Raw genomic sequence first — 23,219 nt, 5'->3', positions numbered from 1 at the left:
GACGGAGGCCGCGAGCAGGCCGCCGGCCGAGCCGAGGCCGCGGTCCGGCCGAAGGCCGCGAGCCGGGTGGGAGTCGCGGCCCGGACCCTGTCGGGGCCCGGGGCTCGCCGCAAGGTGGCGGGCGCGACGGGTGGGCGCCCCGGCGCCTCATCGAGGGGCGGGCACTCCCGGCGGGCGGCCGGTCACTCGTCGGTCGCCGCCACGGGCAGCGCGGCGGCCGGCCGCACCCAGCCGCGTGAGCCCCGCGCGCGCAGCCACGCCGTCGTCTCCTCCGGCGGCATCGCGGCCGCGACCAGCCAGCCCTGTACGGCGTCGCAGCCCAGGTCGCGCAGGCGTTCCCAGGTCTCGTCGTCCTCCACGCCCTCGGCGACGACGAGCAGGCCGAGGGAGTGGGCGAGATCGACGGTGCACCGCACGATCTCGGCGTCCTCGGTGTCGATGGCCAGCCGGGCCACGAACGAGCGGTCGATCTTCAGCTCGCTGACCGGGAGCCTGCGCAGGTGGACCAGCGAGGAGTAGCCGGTGCCGAAGTCGTCAAGGGACATCTTCACGCCGTGCCCGGTCAGCGCGTTGAGGGTGTCGGCGGCGCGCTGCGGGTCCTCCAGGAGGACGTGTTCCGTGATCTCGAGCTGGAGCGCTCCCGCCGGAACCCCGTGCCGGGCCAGCCGGGCGGCCACCGCGCCCGCGAAGCCGGGGGTGTGCACGTCGCGCGGGGAGACGTTCACCGCGACCGGCACGAACAGGCCCTGGGAGCGCCAGCGGGCGACCTGGGCCAGCGCCGTCTCCAGGACGTACTCGGTGAGGTGGGGCATCAGCCCGGAGGACTCGGCGATGGCTATGAACTCGTCCGGCGGCACCTTGCCGCGCTCGGGGTGCACCCAGCGGACCAGCGCCTCCAGGCCCGCGACCTGGCCGTCGAAGCGGACCTTGGGCTGGTAGTGCAGCTGGACCTCGTGCGCGTCCAGCGCCCGGCGCAGGTCGCCCAGGAGCCCGAGCCGGTCCGGGGTGTTGGAGTCCCGCTTGGACTCGTAGACCTCGACGCCCGTGCGGTCCCGCTTCGCCTGGTACATCGCCACGTCCGCGCGGCGCAGCAGCCCCTCCGCGTCCAGCGCGTGGTCGGGGAAGACGGCGACCCCGGCGCTGGCCTCCAGCACGAGGGTGAGTCCGTCCAGGTCCAGCGGGGAGCTGAGCGCGGCCACGAGGCCCCGGGTGATCCGGGTCGCCGACGTGGTGGAGTCGGCGACGGGAAGTAAGACGGCGAACTCGTCGCCGCCGAGCCGCGCGGCCTCCGCCCCGCGCGGCAGCGCCTGCCGCAGCCGGTCGGCGGTCTGCAGCAGCAGCCGGTCGCCGGCCAGGTGCCCGAGCGTGTCGTTGACCGACCGGAACCGGTCGAGGTCGATCAGCAGCAGGGCGGAGCGGGCGCCGATGCGCTCGGCGTCGTCCAGCGCGGCCCACGTCCGCTCCAGCAGCCACTGCCGGTTGGGGAGCCCGGTGAGCGGGTCGCGCAGCTGCTCCTCGGCCCGGGCGCGGGCGATCCACAGCGTGGAGTCGAGGGCGATCAGCGGGATCGAGAACAGCGGCAGCAACAGCGGCTTGGCGACGGCGACCACGCAGATCAGCGGGGCGATGCCGAGCAGCGCGACGGCGACCAGTCCGTGTCTGACCAGGGCGCTGCGGGCGACGGTGGGCAGGCCGGCGCGCGGTGTCTGCAGATACCACAGCAGGGCGCGGGTGACGGCGAGGTAGGCGACCGCCACGAGCACCACCTTGGGCACCGCGTACACGCCCCAGGTGTTCGGGTCCCAGGGGTGCTCCACGGACGGTACGGAGCCGCAGACACCCAGCAGCAGGGCACCGGCGGCGATGCCGAGGATGTCCACCGCGCCGTGCAGGACGCCCTGCCGCCAGCGGCCCCGGCGGGCCACACCGACCAGGACCACGACCGTGAGGCTGACCATGCCGGCCGGGACCCACCCGTAGAGCAGCAGCACGGAGAGGGTGAGGGCGGCGCCCGAACCGGTGCCGCCCCACCAGCGGGAGCGGCCGAGCATGACCAGGTGGCCCACGACGACGCCGGTCAGCACGGCCAGGGACCAGCCGGCGATGCCGGACGGGAAGAGGGCGTTGCCGTCGGTGAAGGCCCGGTAGAAGCCGGCGCCCAGCACGAAGGCGGCGGCCGCGACGACCGCCGAGGGCAACGCGGGCCACTGCGGGTGCCGTTCGCCCCCGGTGTCGGACAGGGCTGCGGGGGGACGGGCGGCCGGCGGCGCGGAGTTGCGGGCGTCCGCCGCGGGATGCGGTGCGCCACCACCGTGCTGCCCGAGCCACCGGCTCACGCGCCACGCGCCCACCCTGTGGCGCACGCGCAGCCGTGAGCCCGCGGCGGCGCTCTCGGTCGGTTCCATTCCCGTCCCTCTCACAGCCGGCGGTGCCCACGCCACGCGGCCCCCGCCTCGACCACCATCAACGGCTCCGCGTCGGACAACCCTTCCCCCTGTCCCTGCGGGGCAGGAAAATGCCCCGACCGCAGCTGGGCACGGCAGGCGCACATCTCAACAGTAGGCCGCGGAGGGCTTCCTGGGGCACCGGTCGCCGACGGTTGCCCGAATGCGACCCGGCCACCCGTATGCATCTGGTATGCGCCGAACGGGTGGCCTTCAACCGCTATTCCTCGGCCGAAAGCGCCGCCCCGGCCGCGGCGTCGGGCCCCTGTTCGAGCAGGACGGTGAAACCGTCCTCGTCCAGGACCGGCACCTTCAGTTGCATCGCCTTGTCGTACTTCGACCCGGGGCTGTCGCCGACCACGACGAACGAGGTCTTCTTGGAGACCGATCCGGTCACCTTGGCGCCCCTGCTCTGCAGGGCGTCCTTGGCTCCGTCCCGGGTGAAGTTCTCCAGGGTGCCGGTGACGACGACGGTGAGCCCTTCGAGCGGGCGCGGGCCCTCGTCCTCGCCGGTGGACCGGTCCTCCAGCGGGACTCCGGCCGCCTTCCACTTGCGGACGATCTCGCGGTGCCACTCCTCGGCGAACCACTCCTTGACGGCGGCGGCGATGGTGCCGCCCACCCCGTCCGTGGCCGCCAGCTCCTCTTCCGTCGCCTGCTCGATGCGCTCCATGGACCGGAACTCCCGGGCCAGCGCCTGCGCGGCGACGGGACCCACGTACCGGATGGACAGGCCGTTGAGGAAGCGCGCGAGGGGGCGGGTCTTGGCTTCCTCGATGTGCTTCAGCAGGGCGAGGGTGTTCTTCTTGGGCTCGCCCTCCTTGTTGGCGAAGACCGTGGCGATCTTCTCCTCGCCGGTCTTCGGGTCGCGCTTGGGCAGCCCGCTGTCCGGGTCGAGGACGTACGCCCTGATGGGCAGCAGCTTCTCGACGGTGAGGTCGAAGACGTCGCCCTCGTCCACCAGCGGCGGGTCGGCCGGCTCCAGCGGCGCGGTCAGCGCGGCGGCCACGACGTCGCCGAAGTGCTCGATGTCCAGGCACTCGCGGCCGGCGAGGTAGGAGAGGCGGCCGCGCAACTGGGCCGGGCACTTCTGGGCGTTGGGGCAGCGGAGGTCGATGTCGCCCTCCTTCATGGCCTTCAGCGGCGCCCCGCACTCGGGGCACTCGGCCGGCATCACGAACTCCCGCTCGCTGCCGTCCCTCAGGTCGGCGACCGGTCCGAGGATCTCCGGGATCACGTCGCCGGCCTTGCGCAGCACGACGGTGTCGCCGATGAGCACGCCCTTGGCCTTGACGACCTCCTGGTTGTGCAGCGTGGCGAACTCCACCTCGCTGCCGGCCACGGTGACCGGCTCGACCTGCGCGTACGGCGTGACGCGGCCGGTGCGGCCGACGCCCACCTTGATGTCGACGAGTTTGGTGTTGACCTCCTCCGGCGCGTACTTGTAGGCGATGGCCCAGCGCGGTGCGCGCGCGGTCGAGCCGAGCCGCCCCTGGAGGCGGATCTCGTCGAGCTTCACGACGACGCCGTCGATCTCGTGCGCCACGGAGTGGCGGTTCTCGCCGTAGTACGCGATGAACTCGCGTACGCCGTCGAGGCCGTCGACCACCCGGTTGTGGGGGGAGGTGGGCAGGCCCCAGGTCCTGAGCAGGTCGTAGCCCTGGGAGAGGCGGGTCATGCCCTGGTAGCCCTCCAGGACGCCGATGCCGTGGACCACCATGTGCAGCGGGCGGGTGGCGGTGACGCGCGGGTCCTTCTGGCGCAGCGAACCGGCCGCCGCGTTGCGCGGGTTGGCGAAGGGCTTGTCCCCCGCCTCGTTCAACCGGGCGTTGAGTTCCTGGAACTTCTCCATCGGGAAGTAGACCTCGCCGCGGATCTCCACCAGGTCGGGGACCTCGTCGCCCCGCAGGCGCTCGGGGATGTCGGCGATGGTCCGGACGTTGGGCGTGATGTCCTCGCCGGTGCGGCCGTCGCCGCGGGTGGCCGCGCGCACCAGGCGGCCGCGCTCGTAGGTGAGGTTGACGGCGAGTCCGTCGACCTTCAGCTCGCACAGGAAGTGGTACTCCTGCTCGCCCAGCTCCTTGGCGATGCGCTCGGTCCAGGCGGCGAGCTCCTCGTCGTTGAAGGTGTTGTCGAGGGAGAGCATGCGGGAGCGGTGCTCCACGGCCGTGAACTCGGTCGCGTAGGACCCGGCGACCTTCTGGGTCGGGGAGTCCGGGGTGCGCAGCTCCGGGTACTCCTCCTCCAGCTCCTCCAGGGAGCGCAGCAGCCGGTCGAAGTCCGCGTCGCTGACGACGGGGGCGTCCTTCACGTAGTACCGGAAGCGGTGCTCCTCGATCTGCTCAGCGAGCTGCACGTGCTTCTCGCGCGCCTCGGCGGGCACGCTCGTCGTCTCCGCTTGCTTGTCGCCGGCCACCGTGTGGTCCTCCCGTTACTCTGGGTTGTCCGCGAGGGATCTCGCCGCCCGGACGCAGTGGGCGAGCGCACGGCGGGCGTACTCGGGGGACGCGCCCGCGAGTCCGCACGACGGGGTGACCGTCACCGCCTCCGCGAGCAGCCCCGGATGCAGCCCCAGCCTGCGCCACAGCGTCCTGACACCCATGACGCTACCGGCAGGGTCCGACAATGCGGCGTCCGTGCCGGGCACGACACCGGCGAACAGCCTGGTGCCTCCTTCGACCGCCTCGCCGATCGCCTCGTCGTCACGCTCGGTGAGGAGCGAGAAGTCGAAGGAGACGCCCGCGACGCCGGCCCGGCGCAGCAGGGCGAACGGCACGTCGGGTGCGCAGGAGTGGACCACGACGGGGCCGTCGCCGTGCACGGCGGCGGTGTCGCGCAGGGCGGCCTCGACGACCTGCCGGTCGACGGCCCGGTGGGTGCGGTAGCCGCTGGCGCTGCGCACCTGGCCGCGCAGGACGGCGGTGAGGGACGGCTCGTCGAGCTGGAGCACGGGCCGGGCGCCCGGGATGCGGCGGCGGACCTCGGCGAGGTGCTGACGCAGTCCCTCGGCGAGCGAGGCGGCGAGGTCGCGGCAGGCACCGGGGTCGGAGAGGACGGCCTCGCCGTTCCTGAGTTCCAGCGCGGCGGCGAGCGTCCAGGGGCCCACTGCCTGGACCTTGACCGGTCCCTCGTAGCCCTGGGTGAACTCCTCCAGGGCGTCGAGGTCCTCGCGGAGCCAGGCGCGGGCCCGTTTGGTGTCCCGTCCCGGCCGGTCGCCGAGCCGCCAGCCGCTGGGTTCCACGCGCGCGTACAGCTCGACGAGCATTCCGGCGGTGCGGCCGATCATGTCGGCGCCGGGGCCGCGGGCGGGCAGTTCGGGGAGGAAGGGAAAGTCCTCGGAGCTGCCGGTGGCGGTTTTCACGGCCTCGCGGGCGTCCTGACCCGGCAGGGAGCCGATGCCGGTGGCGGGGCCGAAGGCGGGCTGGCTGATTTCAGTCACCGCAGCAGCCTACGGAGTCGCCGCGGCAGCCTACCGAACGGCCCGGCGCCGTCACCGCCCCGGACGCACCGTCAGGTCGTTGACCTCCGCGTCCCGGGGCAGGTCCAGGGCCATCAGGACCGTCGTGGCCACGGACTCGGGGTCGATCCACTTCGAGGGGTCGTACTCCTTGCCCTCCTGCTGGTGCACCTTGGCCTGCATGGGGCTGGCGGTGCGGCCGGGGTAGACCGAGGTGACGCGCACGCCGTTCGCGTGCTCCTCCTGGCGCAGGGAGTCGGCCAGCGCCTTCAGGCCGTGCTTGGAGGCGGCGTAGGCGGACCAGCCGGCGTGCGCGTTGAGGCCGGACCCGGAGTTGACGAAGAGCACCTGGCCCTGGGCGACGCGCAGCTGCGGCAGGAGGAGGCGGGTCAGCTCGGCCGGGGAGACCAGGTTGACGTTGAGCTGGTTGCGCCACGTCTTGGGGGTGAGGTCGCCGACCGGACCGAGGTCGACCACCCCGGCGATGTGCAGCAGCGAGTCGACCCGCCCGGGCAGCGTCTGGTGCGAGAAGGCCCAGGAGAGCTTGTCGGGGTCCGCGAGGTCGCCGACCAGCGTCTTCGCGCCGGGGAACGCGGCGGCCAGCTCCTTGGCGCGGCCCGCGTCGCGCGCGTGGAGCACGACCTCGTCGCCGCGCTCGTGCAGGCGGCGGGTGACGGCGGCGCCGATGCCGGAGCCCGCTCCGGTGATCACATGTGTAGCCATGCCCGCCATGCTCGCATCACCGCGGGCTCACTCGATGCCCTGGCTCTCCTCCAGGTAGGCCAGCGCCCCGACCGGCTCCTCGGCGAAGAACACCAGCTCGGTGAGGGGACGCGGCAGGAAGCCCTCGTCCTCCATGCGGCGGAACTGCTCCTTGAGGCCGTCGTAGAAGCCCGCCGTGTTGAGCAGGACGACCGGCTTGTCGGTGTGCCCGTGCTTCTTCAGCTCCAGGATCTCCGTCGCCTCGTCCAGGGTGCCGGTGCCGCCCACCATGATCACCACGGCGTCCGCCTTCTCCAGCAGCAGCCGCTTGCGCTCGGCGAGGTCCTTGGCGATCACCATCTCGTCGGCGCCCTGGCGCGCCGTGGCCGCCAGGAAGTCCACCGAGACCCCGAGCAGCCGCCCCCCGGCCTCCTGCACGCCGTCGGCGACCACCTTCATCAGACCGACGTCCGACCCGCCCCAGACGAGGGTGTGGCGGCCCTTCCCGAGCAGTTCGGCGAACTCCTTCGCGGGGCGCGTGTAGCGCTCGTCGAGGTCGGCGGCGGAGAGGAAGACGCAGATGTTCATGGGGTCACGGTACGTTCGGCGCTCCGCCGGGAAGAACCCGGCTGCCGGGCGCGCTGCAGTGACCGGGGCCACCACCGACCGAGGAGGACCGTCGTGACCAAGGGACACCGCATCACCGTCGAGCCGAGCGACCGACATGTACGCGCCGTCCACGGCGACCAGGTTCTGGCGGAGAGCGACGGGGCGCTGGTCCTGCGCGAGACGGGCTGTCCCGACCGCTACTACATCCCGGCCGAGGACGTGCGGTTCGACCTGCTGACGCCGTCCGCCACCCGCACCCACTGCCCGTTCAAGGGCGACGCGACCTACTGGTCGCTGCCGGACGCGGCGGATCTGGTCTGGGCGTACCCGGACCCGAAGCCGGACGTGCGGGAGATCAAGGACCACCTCTGCTTCTACGACGTCGAGGTGTCCTGACCGCCTCGTGTCCTGAGCGATGAACCGCGTGCCGTAGGGCAGTCTGCTCAGGCATGGAGCACACTTCTTCGCGCGACGGCACGCGCATCGCCTACGCACGCACCGGGCAGGGGCCCGCGGTCGTCCTGGTCAGCGGCGCGATGTCCACGGGGGCCACGGTCGCGCCGCTGGCCGCCGCGCTGGCGGACCGCTTCGACGTCACCGTGTACGACCGCCGGGGTCGCGGGGAGAGCGGCGACACGGAGCCCTACGCGGTGGAGCGCGAGGTCGAGGACCTGGCGGCGCTGATCGAGGCGGTGGGCGGCGAGGCCTCGCTGTACGGCGTCTCGTCGGGCGGCGCGCTGGTGCTCCGCGCGGCGGCGAGCGGCCTGCCGGTGCGCCGGGTCGCCGTGTACGAGGTGCCGTACGCCATGGACGACGAGGCCGCGCGGGCCGGCGCCGAGTACACCGAGCGGCTGACCGAGGCGCTGGGGCGGGGGCGGCGCGGGGAGGCGGTGGAGCTGTTCCTGAGGCTCACGGGCCTCGGCGAGGAGATGATCCGCAGCGCCCGCCAGTCCCCCATGTGGGCGGGGATGGAGTCGGTCGCGCCGAGTCTGGCGTACGACGACGCGGTGATGGGCGACCACCGGGCCCCCCGGTCCGTGCTCGCGTCGGTCACCGCGCCCCTGCTGTCCCTGGCGGGCGGCGCGAGCGCGGAGTGGATGCGCGAGGCCGCGAGGACGGTGGCCGAGGCGGCCCCCCAGGGGACGTACCGCGCCCTGGAGGGGCAGTCGCACATGGTGGAGCCGGGCGTGCTGGCGCCGGTCCTCGCGGAGTTCTTCGCCGGTTGAGCGGAGCGGGGCGCCGCTCCGCTCAGACCACGCCGGCCGTCGCGCGCGTGGTGGACGCGATCGTCGCCGAGCCCACCACGCGGGTGCCGTCGTAGAGCACGATCGCCTGGCCGGGGGCGACGCCGCGCACCGGCTCGGCGAACGACACCTCCAGGGCGCCGTCGACCAGTTCGGCCCGTACCTCGGTCTCGCCGCCGTGGGCGCGGAGCTGGGCCGTGTAGGTGCCGGGGCCGGTCGGGGCGGCGCCGCACCAGCGGGGCCTGATCGCCCGCAGCCCGCTGACGTCCAGGGCGTCGGCCGGGCCCACCGTCACCGTGTTGGTCACCGGGGAGATGTCCAGGACGTAGCGGGGCTTGCCGTCGGGGGCCGGGGTGCCGATCCTCAGGCCCTTGCGCTGGCCGATGGTGTAGCCGTACGCCCCCTCGTGGGTGCCGAGCCGGTTGCCCGCCTCGTCGACGATGTCGCCCTCGGCCTTGCCGAGCCGGTCGGCGAGGAAGCCCTGGGTGTCGCCGTCGGCGATGAAGCAGATGTCGTGCGAGTCGGGCTTCTTGGCCACCGCGAGTCCCCTGCGCTCGGCCTCCGCGCGGATCTCGTCCTTGGTGGTGAGGGTGTCGCCGAGCGGGAACAGGGCGTGGGCGAGCTGGCGGTCGTCGAGCACACCGAGGACGTAGCTCTGGTCCTTGGCCATGTCGGAGGCGCGGTGCAGCTCGCGGGTGCCGTCCTCGCGCAGGATCACCTTGGCGTAGTGGCCGGTGCACACGGCGTCGAAGCCGAGCGCCAGGGCCTTGTCGAGCAGCGCGGCGAACTTGATCTTCTCGTTGCAGCGCAGGCAGGGGTTGGGGGTCCGGCCGGCCTCGTACTCGGCGACGAAGTCCTCGACCACGTCCTCCCGGAAGCGGTCGGCGAGGTCCCACACGTAGAACGGGATGCCGATGACGTCCGCCGCGCGGCGGGCGTCCCGCGAGTCCTCGATGGTGCAACAGCCCCGGGCGCCCGTGCGGAAGGACTGCGGGTTCGCGGAGAGCGCGAGATGGACGCCGGTCACGTCGTGCCCCGCCTCGGCCGCGCGGGCGGCGGCGACGGCGGAGTCGACTCCGCCCGACATGGCGGCGAGGACGCGGAGGGGACGGGTGCGCTGCGGGGAGTCAGTCATAACCCCTCCAGGGTACGGGGAGGCGGGAACCGGAGCGCGCGCGTATCCGTTCACGATCACATGGGGGCGAAGCACGAATCGACAGGCGCATCCTCCGGCGGGTCCGGGGACGCGGACCGGCGCATCGGCCGACGGGCGCTGCTCGTCGGCGGTGCCGCGGCGGCCGTGGGCACCGCCGTGCTGGCGCGCGACGAGCTGGCCCGTCTGTGGTGGCGCGCCCCGGGGGTGGAGAAGCCCCGCGAGGAGGGCGCGGTCGACTACGGCGGCGCGCGCTGGGTGGCGGCCTCGGACGCGAACTGGCGGCGTGCCGACCGGCCCGACGACTTCGGCGTCGACATGGTGATCGTCCACGTCACGCAGGGCAGTTTCGCCAGCGCGGTGAAGGCGTTCCAGGACCCGGACCACCAGGCGGCCACGCACTACATCGTCGGGCAGGACGGACGCGTCACCCAGATGATCCGCGAGCTGGACGTGGCCTACCACGCGGGCAACCGCGACTACAACGAACGCAGTGTCGGCATCGAGCACGAGGGCTTCGTGGACCGCCCGCAGGACTTCACCGACGCGATGTACGCGGCCTCCGCGCGGCTCACGGCCGGGATCTGCGCGCGGTACGACATACCCCTGGACCGCGAGCACATCCTCGGTCATGTGGAGGTGCCGGGCACCGACCACACCGACCCGGGGCCGCACTGGGACTGGGACCGGTACATGAAGCTGGTCCGGCGGGCGGCGACGAGCGCGCCGCCGAGCCCCTCGCCCGGCCGCACCGGCACCTGAACCCCCGGGGCCCGGTCCGCCCTAGCTGAGCCCGGCCGCCCGCGCCCGTTCCACCGCCGGGCCGATGGCGTTGGCCAGCGCCTCGACGTCGGCCTGCGTGGAGGTGTGGCCGAGGGAGAAGCGCAGGGTGCCGCGGGCCAGGTCCGGGTCGGTGCCGGTGGCCAGCAGCACGTGGCTGGGCTGGGCGACGCCCGCGGTGCAGGCGGAGCCGGTGGAGCACTCGATGCCCTGGGCGTCGAGCAGGAGCAGCAGGGAGTCGCCCTCGCAGCCGGGGAAGGTGAAGTGGGCGTTGGCCGGGAGGCGGCCCTCCGGTGCGGGATCGCCGCCGAGGATCGCGTCGGGGACCGCCGCGCGGACCGCTTCGACCAGGTCGTCGCGCAGGGCGCCGATCTCGCGGGCGAACCACTCGCGCTGCTCGGCGGCGAGGCGGCCGGCGACCGCGAAGGAGGCCACGGCGGGGACGTCGAGGGTGCCGGAGCGCACGTGGCGTTCCTGGCCGCCGCCGTGCAGGACCGGTACGGGGCTGTACTCACGGCCGAGGAGCAGTGCGCCGATGCCGTAGGGGCCGCCGATCTTGTGGCCGGAGACCGTCATGGCGGCGAGCCCGGAGGCGGCGAAGTCGACCGGGAGCTGGCCGACGGCCTGGACCGCGTCGGAGTGCAACGGGACGTCGAACTCGGCGGCCACGTCGGCGAGTTCACGGATCGGCATGATCGTACCGATCTCGTTGTTGGCCCACATGACGGTGGCGAGGGCCACGTCGGCGGGGTCGCGGGCGATGGCCTCCCGCAGCGCCTCGGGGTGGACGCGGCCGTGGGCGTCCACCGGCAGGTACTCGACCGTCGCGCCCTCGTGCTCGCCGAGCCAGTGGACCGCGTCGAGGACCGCGTGGTGCTCGACGGGGCCGGCCAGGACCCGGGTGCGGGCCGGGTCGGCGTCGCGGCGGGCCCAGTACAGGCCCTTGACGGCGAGGTTGTCGGCCTCGGTGCCGCCGGAGGTGAACACCACCTCGCTGGGCCGGGCACCGAGGGCCTCGGCGAGGGTCTCGCGGGCCTCCTCGACGCTGCGCCGTGCGCGGCGGCCGGACGCGTGCAGGGAGGAGGCGTTGCCGGTGACGCTCAGGTGCGCGGTGAGAGCCTCGACTGCCTCGGGAAGCATCGGGGTGGTCGCGGCGTGGTCGAGGTAAGCCATGGTGACGCCGATTCTACGGGGCGGCCCCACCCGGCCTCGGACCAGAGCCGGTCTGTCCCCTCGCCTCACAGGCTCCAGGACATCGTGTCGTCCGCGGCCATGAAGGCCACCAGGACCAGCAGGTCGGCGACGCCCAGGCCGAGGCCGAGGAGGGCCCGGCCGCGGCGGGCGGTGCCGCGCCACAGGGCGACGCTCGCCAGGGCGATGGCGATCGGGCCGAGGAAGACGTTGAGGACGAGCAGGCCGAGCAGGCCGAGGACGAAGGCGGCGACGGCCATGCCGTCGGTGTCCCGGATTCCGGTCCGGCGGGTGGCCGGTGCGGTGAGCTGCATGGTGTTCTCCCTACTGTGCTGCGGGTCCGTGCGTCAGTGGGCGGAGGTGCTCCGCCGGCGGCCGTGCCGCTCGCGGAGCGCGAAGACGCCGAGCCAGACGGCGATGACCGCGCCGACGGCGACGGAGAAGGTGAGCGGCGCGTGGGCGACGGTGCCCAGCACCACGCCGAGGAGCAGGAGGGCGGCGACGAGAAACAGCATGGAGCGGATCCCCCAACCTTCGGTGAACGGTTGTAGTTACAGTTGTTCACTGACTACCCAGCCTAGCGCGCGCCACGACTTTCCCTTTACAGAGAACAGTTGTTAACTGCATGGCATGAGTCACATCTCCGGCGTCCGGCAGGCCCAGAAGCAGAAGACCCGGCAGGCGCTCCTGGACGCGGCTCTCGGACTGCTGGAGGAGCAGAGCCTGAGCAGTCTCGGTCTGCGGGAGGTCACCCGTGCCGTGGGCGTCGCTCCGACCGCCTTCTACCGGCACTTCCGTTCCACGGCCGACCTCGGCGTGGCGCTGGTGGAGGAGGCGCTGGGCAGCCTGCACCCGATGATCCGGACCACGGTGTCACCGGCCGAGGACAGCGACGAGCGCATCGCCCGCGCGATCGGGCTGATCGCCGGTCATGTGGCCGCGCACCCGGCCCACGTCCGCTTCATCGCCCGCGAGCGGCACGGCGGGGTGCAGCCGGTGCGGGAGGCCATACGGGAGCAGCTGGCGCGGTTCGCCGAGGAGGTGCGGGCGGAGTTGGCCAAGGACCCCGCCTCGGCCCGGTGGAGCGACGCCGACCTGCGGATGCTGGCCGGCCTGTACGTCGACCAGATGCTGATCACGGCGTCGCTGTTCCTGGAGGCGCTGGAGGCACCGGACGCGCCGGAGGAGGAGCGCCGACGTGCCGCCGACACCGCGACCCGCCAGATGCGGCTCATCAGCGTCGGCCGGCGGCACTGGCTGGACTGACGGGGCGCCCGGCGACCGGGGGCGTCAGACGCACGCCACCGCGACGCGGAACGCCCCGGTGACGGCGGATCAGCCGAGCCGGACCCGGGCCAGCTGGCGGGACTGGGCCACCAGGCGGTCGGCGCTGTCCCAGACCTCGGCGTCCTCCTCCAGGAAGCCGCCGGCGAGGTTGCGCGTGGTGATGGCGACGCGCAGCGGGCCCGGCGCCGGACGGCACCGCACGTGCACGGTCAGCTCGACCGTCGGCACCCAGCCCTTGAGCCCCAGCTCGAAGGCGGTCGGGGGCAGCGCGTCCACCGCGAGGAGCAGCGACAGCGGGTCGGCGTCGCGGCCGTCGGCGAGCCCGAACCAGGCCCGCATCTCGCCCTTGCCCGAGGGCTGACCGAGGGCCCAGCCCAGCGTGGCGGGGTCGAGCTTGAGCATCAGCCGGTCGGCGATGGCGGAGCTGCCGTCGACGGGGGCGGGGCCGTCCTCCGGGCCGAAGCACTGGTCCATCGGCGGGATCGCCGGCGGTTTCGCCGAGGTGCGGACGTCGTCGGGCAGCGTGCCGAGGTCGCCGTAGGAGGCGAGGACGCGGATGCGCTCGACCTCGTTGCCCTCGTCGTCGTACTGGAAGAGCGAGGCCTGCCCCGTCGAGAGGGTGCGTCCCGCGCGGACGGTCTCGGTGCGCACGACCGCCGGGCCCGGCTGGGAGGCGGTGAGGTAGTGCGCCGAGACGGTGAAGGGGTCGGGGTGCGGGAGCGCGTCCGCGAGGGCGCGGCCCAGCACGGCCAGCAGATAGCCGCCGTTGACGGCGCTGATGATCGTCCAGCCGGCGGACAGGTCGATGTCGTAGACGCCCGGGGCGCGCCGGGAGACGGCGGTGTCCCGGTCGAACTCGCTGTCGCCGATGGTGGCACGGGTGACCGCTGCGGAGGCTGCTTCTGGCATGGCTGCACGGTACAACAGAGAGGCTACTAAGCGGTAGCTTTTGGCGAGTCCGGCGACGGGACGTCGTCCTCCTCGCGCTCGCGGAGGTACGCCGCCAGTTCGGCCGCCCCCGCCAGCATCGCTCGCCCGCGGGCGGAGACCCGGCCGTGCCAGTCGCGCAGGGTGGCCTCCAGCGGTTCCGGGCCGCCGGCCGTCCGCACCCGGTCGATCACGGGCGCGATCTGGTCCAGCAGGTACCCGCCCCGTCTGAGCAGGTGGACCAGGCGGGCGTCCCGCACGTCGGCCTCGGCGTAGAGGCGGTAGCCGGTCAGCGGGTCCCGGCGCGGGCGCACCAGCCCGGCGCGCTCCCACGTGCGCAGCGTCGCGGGCCGGATGCCCAGCTCCGCCGCCAGCGCCCCGACGAAGGTGCGGCCCGCGCCCGGGCCGACGGCCTCCGCGGCCGGCGCGGGGGCCGAACCGGGCTCCACCGCGGGCGTCAGATCGCGCAGCGCGTCCGCCACGGCTCGCAGGGTCCGCCGGTCGTCGAGGAGCCGGGCGTGGCTCTCGTCGACGAGCCGGAGGGCCTCGTCCGTGGCGCCCCGGTTCACGGCCCGCATGATCGACGCCGCGGACCGGTGCCCGTGGCCGGGCACCAGGGCGAGGAACGCCGCCAGCGCCTGCGCGTGCAGCGGGGTGTAGGCGCGGTAGCCGTGGGCCGAGCGGCCGGCGGCGGGGAGGATGCCGTCCTCCTCGTAGTTCCTGACGGCCTGGGTGGACAGACCGTGCCGACGCGCCAGGTCGATCGGCCGCATAGGGACCTCGCTTTGAAGGTTCCGGGCGTTCAGCCCCATGACGTTCGGCAGAAGTCTCCACCGAATCTTCAACGATACCTTTGAAGGTATGGCTACCGACATCACGGACGGCGCTCAGGCCGTCGAGGCCGCCGCCGTCCTGGGAATGCTCCCGGCGCGGCCCCGCGTCCTCGCACTGGGTGAGCCCACCCACGGCGAGGACGCCCTGCTCGCCCTGCGCAACGACCTCTTCCGGCGGCTCGTCGAGGAGGAGGGCTACCGGACGATCGCCGTCGAGAGCGACTGTCTCAGGGGCCTGGTGGTGGACGCCCATGTCACGTCGGGCACGGGCACCCTGGAGGAGGTCATGGAAGGCGGCTTCAGCCACGAGTGGGGCGCGTACGCCGGCAACCGTGAACTGGTGCGGTGGATGCGCGCGTACAACGACGGCCGGCCGGCCGCCGACCGGCTCCGCTTCGCCGGGATCGACGGTCCGCTGGAGATCACCGGCGCCGAGAGCCCGCGGCGGGCCCTCACCGCGCTCCACGGCTGCCTCGCGGCCCGGGTCGACGACCACCTGCTGCCCTGCACCGCGGAGACGCTCGACCGCCTGCTGGGCCCCGACGAGCGGTGGACGGAGCCCGCCGCGATGACGGACCCGGCCCGGTCCTTCGGGCGGTCCGCCGAGGCCGCACGGCTGCGGCTGCTCGCCGATGACCTGGTGTCGCTGCTCGACGAGCAGGCACCGCGGCTGCTCGCGCACGGGCCGCGGGACGCCTGGGAGCGGGCCCGCCTGCACGCGCGCACCGCGACCGGTCTGCTGCGCTACCACCACTGGATGGCCGACCCCTCACCCGCCCGCATGAACCGGCTGCTGAGCGTGCGGGACCACATGATGGCCGGCAACCTCCTCGCGCTCGCCGCCCGCGGCCCGGTGCTCGTCCACGCCCACAACTCGCACCTCCAGCGGGAGAAGAGCTCGATGCGGATGTGGCAGGGACCGGTGGAGTGGTGGAGCGCCGGTGCGCTGGTGAGCGCCCGGCTCGGCGAGGAGTACGCCTTCCTGGCCACCGCCCTCGGCACGCTCCGGCACCGGGGCGTGGACGCGCCGCCGCCGGACACCCTCGAAGGGCTGCTGTACGCGCTCCCGGAGGACCGCCGCCTCGTCGACCCCCGCCGGCTGGCCGACGCCCTGGGCGAACCGCGGCCGGCGCCCCGCGTCTCCCCCTGGTTCGGCTACGCCCCGCTCGACCCGGACCACCTGGCGGCCGTCGACGGGATCGTGTTCGTCAAGGACGTCACGTAGAACAGCCGGGGAGAGCGCCCGGGGAGAGCGCCGGGGAGCTGCGCTGCCGGGTCCTAGTCCCCTTCCACCACCGTCGACCGCCGGTTCCAGGCGCGCGGCGCCCGCCAGTGGAAACGCAGGGCCAGCAGGCGCAGGACGAAGGCGGTGACCACCGCGAGTCCGCTGGTGAACGGGGTGAGGGCCTCGTAGCGGATGCACAGGGCGACCATGGTGGCGCCGACGATGGCCGGGACGGCGTACAGGTCGCGGTCCCAGCGCAGCAGCGAGGGCACCTCGTTGGCGAGGACGTCCCGGAGCACGCCGCCGCCCACGGCGGTGGCCAGGCCCAGGCAGGCGGAGGCGGTCAGGCCGAGGCCGTAGTCGTACGCCTTGGTGGTACCGGCGACGCAGAACAGGCCGAGGCCGGCCGCGTCGAAGACGTTCACGCCGGTCTGGAGGCGCTCCACGTGCGGGTGGAGGAAGAAGACCAGCGCCGTGGCGAGCAGCGGCGTGACGAAGTACCCGAGGTCGGTGAAGGCCGCGGGCGGTACGGCCCCGATGACCAGGTCCCGGAACAGCCCGCCGCCCAGCGCGGTGACCTCGGCGAGGACGGCGATGCCGAAGACGTCGAAGTTCTTGCGTACGGCCAGCAGCGCGCCGGAGATGGCGAAGACGAAGATGCCGACCAGGTCGAGCGTGTGCTGGACGGTGGGGGTGAAGAGTTGCTCGTACACCCCGCCATTCTCACCTGACACCGAGCCCCCGCCTTGCGAACGAAGGCGGGGGCTCGGCGACGAGGCGGGATCACTTCTCCTTGGCGGGAGACTCCTCGTCATCGCTCTTCGCGGGCTCGGCACCCTTCGCGACGGGCTCGGCACCCTCATCGCTCTCGGCGGCCGGCTCCGCAGCCTCCGCGACCGGCTCCGCAGCCTCCGCGACCGGCTCCGTGGTCTTCGCGGCCGGCTCGGCGGTCTTCGCGGCCGGCTCGGCGCCGTCCGCCTCCGGCGCGTTCCCGGCGTGCTCGGCGATGGCCTCGACCTCCGCGGCCACCGCCGCCGAGGTCGCCGCGGACTCGGCCAGGGCCTCCTCCGACACCAGCTCCGCCGCCTCCTTGGCCGCGGTCAGCAGGACGACGTCCTGCGGGGCCTGGTCCTCGAAGTTCTCCGGGTGGTGGCAGGCCACCTGCTGGCCCGGCCGCAGCTCCTTCAGCGGCGGCTCGGTGGTCGTGCAGATCTGCGTCGCCTTCCAGCACCGGGTGTGGAAGCGGCATCCGCTCGGCGGCGAGATCGGCGAGGGCACGTCACCCTTGAGCAGGATGCGCTCGCTCTTGGCCGACTTGCGGGACGGGTCCGGGATCGGCACCGCCGACAGCAGGGCCTTGGTGTACGGGTGCATCGGCGACTTGTAGAGCTGGTCGCGGTCGGCCAGCTCCATGATCTTGCCGAGGTACATCACCGCGATCCGGTCCGAGACGTGCCGGACGACGGACAGGTCGTGCGCGATGATCACGTACGTCAGGCCCAGCTCCTGCTGGAGGTCGTCGAGGAGGTTGACGACCTGGGCCTGGATCGAGACGTCGAGCGCGGAGACCGGCTCGTCGGCCACGACCAGCTTCGGGTTGAGCGCGAGCGCGCGGGCGATGCCGATGCGCTGGCGCTGGCCGCCGGAGAACTCGTGCGGGTAGCGGTTGTAGTGCTCGGGGTTGAGACCGACCACCGACAGCAGCCGCTGCACCTCCTTCTTGACCCCGCCCTCGGGCTCGACGCCCTGGAGCTTGAAGGGGGCGCTGATGATCGTGCCGATGGTGTGGCGCGGGTTCAGCGAGGAGTACGGGTCCTGGAAGATCATCTGCACGTCGCGGCGCAGCGGACGCATGCCGCCGACCCCGAGGTGGGTGATGTCCTTGCCCTCGAACTCGACCTTGCCCGCGGTCGGTTCGAGGAGCCGGGTGATCAGCCGGCCCATGGTCGACTTGCCGCAGCCCGACTCGCCCACGACGCCGAGGGTCTCACCGGACCTGACCTCGAAGTCGATGCCGTCGACGGCGCGGACGGCGCCGACCTGGCGCTGCAGCAGGCCCTTCTTGATCGGGAAGTGCTTCTGCAGCCCGGTCACCTTCAGCAGGATCTCGCCGGGGGCGGGGTCCTTGGTGAGGGTCGCGGCGCCCTCTGCGCTGCCGGTCTGTGCGGGGATCGTCACCGCTTTGTCCTCTGCCTTGTCGCTCACAGCTTCGGCGCAATCTCTTCGGTCCAGATACGCTCCCGCTGCTCCTGCGACATGTGGCAGGCGGCCCAGTGCTTGCTGCCGACCTCGGTCAGCTCGGGGCGGACCGTGCGGGTGACGTCGTCCTTGGGCACGTCGGCGTACGGGCAGCGCGGGTTGAAGGCGCAGCCGGACGGGAGGTTGATGAGGGAGGGCGGGGAGCCCTTGACCGGGATGAGGCGTTCCTGCTGGTCGCGGTCGAGCCGCGGCATCGAGCCGAGCAGGCCCCAGGTGTAGGGGTGCCGGGGCTCGTAGAACACCTTCTCCGCCGGGCCGCGCTCGACGCACCGGCCGCCGTACATCACCAGGAGGTCGTCGGCCAGCTCGGCGACGACGCCCAGGTCGTGGGTGATGACGATGACCGCGGAGCCGAACTCCTTCTGCAGGTCGCGGATGAGGTCGAGGATCTGCGCCTGGACGGTCACGTCCAGCGCGGTGGTCGGCTCGTCCGCGATGAGCAGCTCGGGGTTGTTGACCAGCGACATCGCGATCATCGCGCGCTGGCGCATACCGCCGGAGAACTCGTGCGGGTAGCTGTCCACGCGCTTGTCCGGCTGCGGGATGCCGACGCGGTCGAGCATCTCCACGGCACGGCGCTTGGCGGTCTTCTTGTCCACGTCGTGGTGGATGCGGTACGCCTCCACGATCTGCTGCCCGATCGTGTAGTACGGGTGCAGCGCGGACAGCGGGTCCTGGAAGATCATCGCCATCTGCCGGCCGCGCAGCTTGCGCACGTGGTCCGGGTCGGCGCCGAGCAGCTCGGTGCCGTCCAGCCAGATCTCGCCCGAGATCTGCGCCTTGCGCTTGCCGTACTGGCCGGCGGTGTGCAGGCCCATGATGCCGAGCGAGGTCACCGACTTGCCGGAGCCGGACTCGCCGACGATGCCGAGGGTCTTGCCCTTCTCCAGCTGGAAGCTGAGTCCGTCGACGGACTTGACCAGGCCGTCGTCGGTCGGGAAGTGCACCTTGAGGTCGCGCACCTCCAGGAAGGCCTTCGGCGCGGGCGAGGTGCCGGTGGGCTCGCCCACGGCTGCTCCGCTCTTGCTCAGGTCGGTCATGTGAGCCTCACTCGGGGGTCGATCACGGCGTACAGGATGTCCACCACGAGGTTGGCGATCAGCACCGCGAGGGAAGTGATCAGGACGACGCCCAGGATGAAGGGCAGGTCCTGGGTCTGGATCGCGTCCAGCACCTTCTGGCCGAGGCCGGGGAGGCTGAACGTGGTCTCGGTCAGGATCGCGCCGCCCATGAGGGCGCCGAGGTCCATGCCGAGCATGGTGAGCAGCGGGGTCAGGGTCGACCGCATGGCGTGCTTGCGGATGACGACCTGCTCCTTGAGGCCCTTGGCGCGCGCGGTGCGGATGTAGTCCTCGCCGAGGATCTCCATCATGGTCGCCCGGGTGATCCGGGCGTACATCGCGGCGTACAGGAAGGCCAGGGTGACCCACGGCAGGATCATGCCGCCGAGCCATCCGGTGAAGCTCTCCTCCAGGGGCACGAACTGACCGTCGATCCAGCCCAGTCCGTAGGAGAAGACGGCCAGGCTGACCAGGCCGGTGAAGTAGATGGGGAGGGAGACGCCCGCGAGCGCGACGACCATCGCGCCGCGGTCCCACAGGGTGCCCCGCTTGAGCGCGGAGAGCACACCCGCGGCGAGTCCGAAGATCAGCCACAGCACGGCCGCACCGAGCGCGAGAGCCAGGGTCACCGGGAAACGCTCGGTCAGGACGGGCCAGACGGACTGCTCGGTACGGAAGGAGTACCCGAAGCACGGCGCGGAGCACTGGGTGACGTCACCGCCGGCCGCGTAGGTGCGGCCCACGAAGATGCCCTTGAAGAACTCCCAGGCCTGGACGAAGACCGGGTCGGACAGACCCAGCTTCTGTCGCACACCCTCGACGGCGGCGGGGTCCGCCTGCTTGCCCACGAAGCTCAGGGCGACGTCGACGCCCGCCCACTTGGGGACGAGGAAGAAGATGCCGAAGACCACCAGAATGATGACCACCAGCATCACTGCGGCGGCGAACAGCCGCCTGATGAGATAAGCGAGCACGGGTTGCGGCCCGCTGCGGACCACGGGCCGCCGGAGATCATCCGGCGGCCCACGGTCACGCCGCGCCGGCCTTCACCTGCCTTTCGTGCCGTACGGCGGGTGTACCGGTTACTTCTTCAGGCCGATGTTGACGAAGTCGTACATACCGCTGTAGCCGTCGGTGGTGTACACGTTCGCCAGTCGGCTGGAGCGCCAGTTGATGAACTTCTCGAAGACGAAGGGCAGGTAGTACGCGCCCTCCATGACCTTGTGGTTGATCTCGGTGGCGATCTTCGCCTTGCCGGAGTCGTCCAGCTCGGTCAGGTAGTCGGCGAACAGACCGTCGATCGCCTTGTCCTTGATCATCGCGAAGTTGTTGTTCGCGCTGTCGAGGATGTAGTCGCTGTGCCACAGCGGCAGGCCGTAGCCCTGCACGGACGGGAAGTCCGGGCCCCAGCCCATGATGATGATGCCGTAGCCCTTCTTGGCCACGTTGGTCGGGCTGCCGATGACGCTGGCGTACTGGGCACCGTCGTACTGGTAGATCTCGACGTCGATGCCGACCTTCTTGAGCGACGCCTGGAGCGACTCGGCGGTGGCGACCTCGACCGGCTTGTTGTTGCGGACCGCGACGGTGGTCTTGAAGCCGTTCGGCTTGCCGCAGGCCTTCAGCTCTTCCTTGGCCTTGGCGACGTTGCCCTTCTTGTTCTCACCGGCCATGCCGTACGGGTCGTACTTCTGGCCCTCGGAGCCCGGGACGGACGGCGGCAGCATGTTGGTGCCGATGTCGCCACCGGCGACCGGGCCGCCGCGCGCGGTCTGCAGGGAGACGTGGTCGGCCCCGTAGAGCACGGCCTTGCGGCAGTGGATGTTGTCGAAGGGCTTCACGTTCTGCGGGAAGGACGCGTAGCGGATGTAACCCGAGACCGGGTTGTCCAGGTTGCCCTTGTGCTCCTGCAGGGCGGTGGTGCGGCCCTGCGGGGACAGGCCGGTCTGGGCCAGGTCGATGTCGTAGTCACCGGCCAGCAGGCGGGCGTCCAGGTCGTTGGCGTTGGAGAAGAACTTGATCGAGATCTTGTCCGGGTACGCCTTGCGGACCGGGTCCGACTCCTGCTTCCACTCGGTGTTGCGGACCAGCTTGAGGTCCTTGCCCGGGCTGTAGGACTCGAACTTGTAGGGGCCCGAGGAGAACGGACGCAGGCCGTACTTCGCCTTGGTGTCCTTGTCCTGACGGACCGGGGACGCCGAGGTCAGCGCGAGCATCTCCTCGAAGTCCGAGTTGGCCTGCGGGAGCTTGAAGACGATGGTCTTGTCGTCCGGCGTCTCGATGGCCTTCAGGCCGAGCTTGTCCGCGGACTTGTCCTTGTACGGACCCTTGTACTCGTCCTTCGGGTCGAGCACCTCCTTGAGGTACGTCGGACCGCCGGACAGCACGTCCTGCGCCCAGACGCGCTCGATGCCGTACTTGACGTCCTTGGAGGTGATCGGCTTGCCGTCCTCCCAGGTGACGCCGTCACGCAGGGTGTACGTGTACGTCTTGCCGTCGTCGGAGACCTTGGCGACGTCGGTGGCGAGGTCGGGGGTGACCTCCGCGCCCGCCTTGCCCGGCTCGGTCTTGTTCGTGACGAGCTGGCGGCTGTAGTAGCGCGAGAAGTTCCACATGAAGCCGTAGTAGCCGCGGGTGGTGTCCCACGAGTCGGCGTCCTGCGCGCTGGCGAACTTCAGCTCGCCGCCCTTCTTGGCCTCGGCGGCCTGAAGGACCTTGTTGTTGGCCGCGTCGAACTGGGGCGCGCCGTTCTTCGAACCGCCACTGCTGTCGTCGCCGCCGCCGCCGCACGCCGCTGTGGTCAGCAGCGCGGCGACCACTGCGGCAGCGGCCAAAGCCTGCTTGCGCCGCCCTGAGGTGCGTTGGGTAGTCACGATCTCGGATCCTCCGGATTAGATGAGAGACCCCGTGCAAATACCACGGGTCGCTTGCCGGTACGGCAGGTCAGCGGGAGCCCTTCGGGTCCAGCGCATCGCGTACGCCGTCGCCGAAGAGGTTGAAGGCAAGAACGGTGATGAAGATCGCCACACCGGGGACCACCATGTACATGGGGTCCGACTTGTAGTAGTCGATCGCGCTCGAGAGCATCTGCCCCCACGACGAGGTGGGCGGCTTGACGCCCACGCCCAGGAAGCTGAGCGCCGCCTCGGTGAGGATGTTGGTGGGGATCATCATCGTCGTGTAGACGATGATCGGCGCCACCAGGTTGGGCAGCAGTTCCTTGAACAGGATGTAGAACCGTCCGGCTCCCAGGGACCGGGCCGCCTCGACGTACTCCCGCTCACGCATGGAGAGTGTCTGACCGCGGACCACGCGGCCGATGTAGGGCCAGCCGAAGAAGCCGATGACCAGGATCATCATGAGCAGACGGACGCCCGTGCCGCTCAGTCCCAGCATGTTGTCGGGCATGACGGAGACCAGCGCGATGATGAACAGCAGCTGCGGGAAGGCGAGCAGACCGTCCATGACCCGGCTGATGAGGGCGTCGACCCAGCCACCGAAGAAGCCGGCCAGGATGCCGAGGACGGTGCCGAGGACCACCGCGACGAGCGCGGAGAGGAAGCCGACGAGCAGCGAGATCTGGGCGCCGTGCACGATGCGGGCGAAGATGTCACGGCCGTTGACCGGCTCGACGCCCAGCCAGTGCTCGCCGCTGATGCCGCCCAGGGACCCCACCGGGGTGCCGAAGAGCGGGTCGATCCTGTCCTCGTTGAACGCGTTGGGGTCCTGCCCGTAGAGGGAGGTGATCACGGGGGCGAGCACCGCGATCAGGATGAGGACGAGCACCACCACGCCGCCCCCGAGGGCCAGCTTGTCCCGTTTCAGGCGCTCCCAGGCGATCCTGCCCAGGGAACGCCCCTGTACCGCCTTGGCTTCGGCGCCGGCAACCGCCGCTTCCTCGGCCGCACTCGGGGCCGCTTCCGCGGTCGGCTCGTGCAATGGTGCCGTCATCTGGCAGGGACCCCTCTCAACCGGCGGTAGCCGGCCCGCACTTGCCGCTGTAGCGGCGTGATCAGTCCGTCGTACACAGGGGCGAACAATCACCCC

Annotated in this window: 22 protein-coding genes; 5 read left to right on the top strand and 17 right to left on the bottom strand. The window is 72.0% G+C overall.

Annotation, left to right across the window (positions count from 1 at the left end; genetic code table 11):
- Nucleotides 1–182: 182 nt before the first annotated feature.
- The 5 genes from ACGF5T_RS23660 to ACGF5T_RS23640 form a co-directional block, all read right to left on the bottom strand.
- Nucleotides 183–2,405 (bottom strand): bifunctional diguanylate cyclase/phosphodiesterase, encoded by a 2,223-nt coding sequence (locus ACGF5T_RS23660; protein ID WP_361013086.1) that lies wholly within the window; start codon nucleotides 2,403–2,405, stop codon nucleotides 183–185.
- A 259-nt stretch (nucleotides 2,406–2,664) separates the two neighbouring features.
- The gene (gene ligA, locus ACGF5T_RS23655) at nucleotides 2,665–4,860 is read right to left on the bottom strand and encodes an NAD-dependent DNA ligase LigA (RefSeq protein WP_356610495.1); all 2,196 of its coding nucleotides are present in this window, start codon (nucleotides 4,858–4,860) and stop codon (nucleotides 2,665–2,667) included.
- Nucleotides 4,861–4,875: 15 nt separating this feature from the next.
- A complete protein-coding gene (locus tag ACGF5T_RS23650) occupies nucleotides 4,876–5,883 on the bottom strand; it encodes a methionine synthase (RefSeq protein WP_356610494.1) in 1,008 nt (335 codons plus the stop codon).
- A 51-nt stretch (nucleotides 5,884–5,934) separates the two neighbouring features.
- A complete protein-coding gene (locus ACGF5T_RS23645; RefSeq protein ID WP_356610493.1) occupies nucleotides 5,935–6,633 on the bottom strand; it encodes an SDR family oxidoreductase in 699 nt (232 codons plus the stop codon).
- Between the two features lie 18 nt (nucleotides 6,634–6,651).
- Nucleotides 6,652–7,191 carry a TIGR00730 family Rossman fold protein gene (locus tag ACGF5T_RS23640; RefSeq protein ID WP_356610492.1) on the bottom strand — a complete coding sequence of 180 codons (540 nt, stop codon included), beginning with the start codon at nucleotides 7,189–7,191 and terminating at the stop codon, nucleotides 6,652–6,654.
- 93 nt (nucleotides 7,192–7,284) lie between these two features.
- On the opposite strand from ACGF5T_RS23640, the gene ACGF5T_RS23635 reads away from it, so the two are divergent.
- Together ACGF5T_RS23635 and ACGF5T_RS23630 are read left to right on the top strand one after the other, a co-directional pair.
- Nucleotides 7,285–7,608, top strand: a complete 324-nt coding sequence (locus ACGF5T_RS23635; RefSeq protein ID WP_356610491.1) for a DUF427 domain-containing protein — start codon at nucleotides 7,285–7,287, stop codon at nucleotides 7,606–7,608.
- 53 nt (nucleotides 7,609–7,661) lie between these two features.
- Nucleotides 7,662–8,438 carry an alpha/beta hydrolase gene (locus ACGF5T_RS23630; protein ID WP_356610490.1) on the top strand — a complete coding sequence of 259 codons (777 nt, stop codon included), beginning with the start codon at nucleotides 7,662–7,664 and terminating at the stop codon, nucleotides 8,436–8,438.
- Between the two features lie 22 nt (nucleotides 8,439–8,460).
- On the opposite strand, the gene mnmA is transcribed toward ACGF5T_RS23630, so the two are convergent.
- On the bottom strand, nucleotides 8,461–9,591 hold the full coding sequence (gene mnmA / locus ACGF5T_RS23625; protein WP_356610489.1) for a tRNA 2-thiouridine(34) synthase MnmA: 1,131 nt from the start codon (nucleotides 9,589–9,591) through the stop codon (nucleotides 8,461–8,463).
- Nucleotides 9,592–9,651: 60 nt separating this feature from the next.
- Here mnmA and ACGF5T_RS23620 point away from each other — a divergent pair, with 60 nt between their 5' ends.
- Nucleotides 9,652–10,371 carry an N-acetylmuramoyl-L-alanine amidase gene (locus tag ACGF5T_RS23620; RefSeq protein WP_356610488.1) on the top strand — a complete coding sequence of 240 codons (720 nt, stop codon included), beginning with the start codon at nucleotides 9,652–9,654 and terminating at the stop codon, nucleotides 10,369–10,371.
- A gap of 21 nt (nucleotides 10,372–10,392) precedes the next feature.
- Here the strand turns inward: ACGF5T_RS23620 and ACGF5T_RS23615 are convergent, their stop codons facing one another.
- From ACGF5T_RS23615 to ACGF5T_RS23605, 3 genes are all read right to left on the bottom strand, one after another.
- Entirely contained in the window at nucleotides 10,393–11,562 is a 1,170-nt protein-coding gene (locus ACGF5T_RS23615; protein WP_356610487.1) for a cysteine desulfurase family protein, read from the bottom strand.
- Between the two features lie 65 nt (nucleotides 11,563–11,627).
- Nucleotides 11,628–11,894, bottom strand: a complete 267-nt coding sequence (locus tag ACGF5T_RS23610; protein ID WP_356610486.1) for a DUF4190 domain-containing protein — start codon at nucleotides 11,892–11,894, stop codon at nucleotides 11,628–11,630.
- Between the two features lie 33 nt (nucleotides 11,895–11,927).
- Nucleotides 11,928–12,095: a hypothetical protein gene (locus ACGF5T_RS23605; protein WP_356610485.1), complete on the bottom strand. Its 168-nt coding sequence runs from the start codon at nucleotides 12,093–12,095 to the stop codon at nucleotides 11,928–11,930.
- Nucleotides 12,096–12,210: 115 nt separating this feature from the next.
- Here ACGF5T_RS23605 and ACGF5T_RS23600 point away from each other — a divergent pair, with 115 nt between their 5' ends.
- Nucleotides 12,211–12,846 carry a TetR family transcriptional regulator gene (locus ACGF5T_RS23600; protein ID WP_366767326.1) on the top strand — a complete coding sequence of 212 codons (636 nt, stop codon included), beginning with the start codon at nucleotides 12,211–12,213 and terminating at the stop codon, nucleotides 12,844–12,846.
- Between the two features lie 69 nt (nucleotides 12,847–12,915).
- Here the strand turns inward: ACGF5T_RS23600 and ACGF5T_RS23595 are convergent, their stop codons facing one another.
- Nucleotides 12,916–13,776 carry a thioesterase family protein gene (locus tag ACGF5T_RS23595; protein ID WP_366767325.1) on the bottom strand — a complete coding sequence of 287 codons (861 nt, stop codon included), beginning with the start codon at nucleotides 13,774–13,776 and terminating at the stop codon, nucleotides 12,916–12,918.
- Between the two features lie 26 nt (nucleotides 13,777–13,802).
- Nucleotides 13,803–14,606 (bottom strand): TioE family transcriptional regulator, encoded by an 804-nt coding sequence (locus ACGF5T_RS23590; RefSeq protein ID WP_366767324.1) that lies wholly within the window; start codon nucleotides 14,604–14,606, stop codon nucleotides 13,803–13,805.
- Nucleotides 14,607–14,655: 49 nt separating this feature from the next.
- On the opposite strand from ACGF5T_RS23590, the gene ACGF5T_RS23585 reads away from it, so the two are divergent.
- Nucleotides 14,656–15,852, top strand: a complete 1,197-nt coding sequence (locus tag ACGF5T_RS23585) for an erythromycin esterase family protein (RefSeq protein ID WP_366767323.1) — start codon at nucleotides 14,656–14,658, stop codon at nucleotides 15,850–15,852.
- Between the two features lie 53 nt (nucleotides 15,853–15,905).
- Here the strand turns inward: ACGF5T_RS23585 and ACGF5T_RS23580 are convergent, their stop codons facing one another.
- The 6 genes from ACGF5T_RS23580 to ACGF5T_RS23555 all read right to left on the bottom strand — a co-directional run bounded on the left by ACGF5T_RS23580 (nucleotide 15,906) and on the right by ACGF5T_RS23555 (nucleotide 23,123).
- A complete protein-coding gene (locus tag ACGF5T_RS23580; RefSeq protein WP_356610480.1) occupies nucleotides 15,906–16,565 on the bottom strand; it encodes a trimeric intracellular cation channel family protein in 660 nt (219 codons plus the stop codon).
- Nucleotides 16,566–16,635: 70 nt separating this feature from the next.
- Nucleotides 16,636–18,030 (bottom strand): dipeptide ABC transporter ATP-binding protein, encoded by a 1,395-nt coding sequence (locus ACGF5T_RS23575; RefSeq protein ID WP_366767322.1) that lies wholly within the window; start codon nucleotides 18,028–18,030, stop codon nucleotides 16,636–16,638.
- 23 nt (nucleotides 18,031–18,053) lie between these two features.
- A complete protein-coding gene (locus ACGF5T_RS23570; protein WP_356610478.1) occupies nucleotides 18,054–19,151 on the bottom strand; it encodes an ABC transporter ATP-binding protein in 1,098 nt (365 codons plus the stop codon).
- Nucleotides 19,148–20,146: an ABC transporter permease gene (locus ACGF5T_RS23565; RefSeq protein ID WP_356610477.1), complete on the bottom strand. Its 999-nt coding sequence runs from the start codon at nucleotides 20,144–20,146 to the stop codon at nucleotides 19,148–19,150. Before ACGF5T_RS23565 ends, ACGF5T_RS23570 begins: the two co-directional genes overlap by 4 nt.
- Before the next feature lie 108 nt (nucleotides 20,147–20,254).
- On the bottom strand, nucleotides 20,255–22,045 hold the full coding sequence (locus ACGF5T_RS23560) for an ABC transporter substrate-binding protein (protein ID WP_356610476.1): 1,791 nt from the start codon (nucleotides 22,043–22,045) through the stop codon (nucleotides 20,255–20,257).
- A gap of 70 nt (nucleotides 22,046–22,115) precedes the next feature.
- The gene (locus ACGF5T_RS23555) at nucleotides 22,116–23,123 is read right to left on the bottom strand and encodes an ABC transporter permease (RefSeq protein ID WP_356610475.1); all 1,008 of its coding nucleotides are present in this window, start codon (nucleotides 23,121–23,123) and stop codon (nucleotides 22,116–22,118) included.
- Nucleotides 23,124–23,219: the final 96 nt, after the last annotated feature.

The organism is Streptomyces sp. NPDC047853, from assembly GCF_043204535.1.
GTDB lineage: Bacteria > Actinomycetota > Actinomycetes > Streptomycetales > Streptomycetaceae > Streptomyces.
The sequence above is the reverse complement of the archived record's forward strand: the minus strand, read 5'-3'. Positions and strand labels throughout refer to the sequence as shown.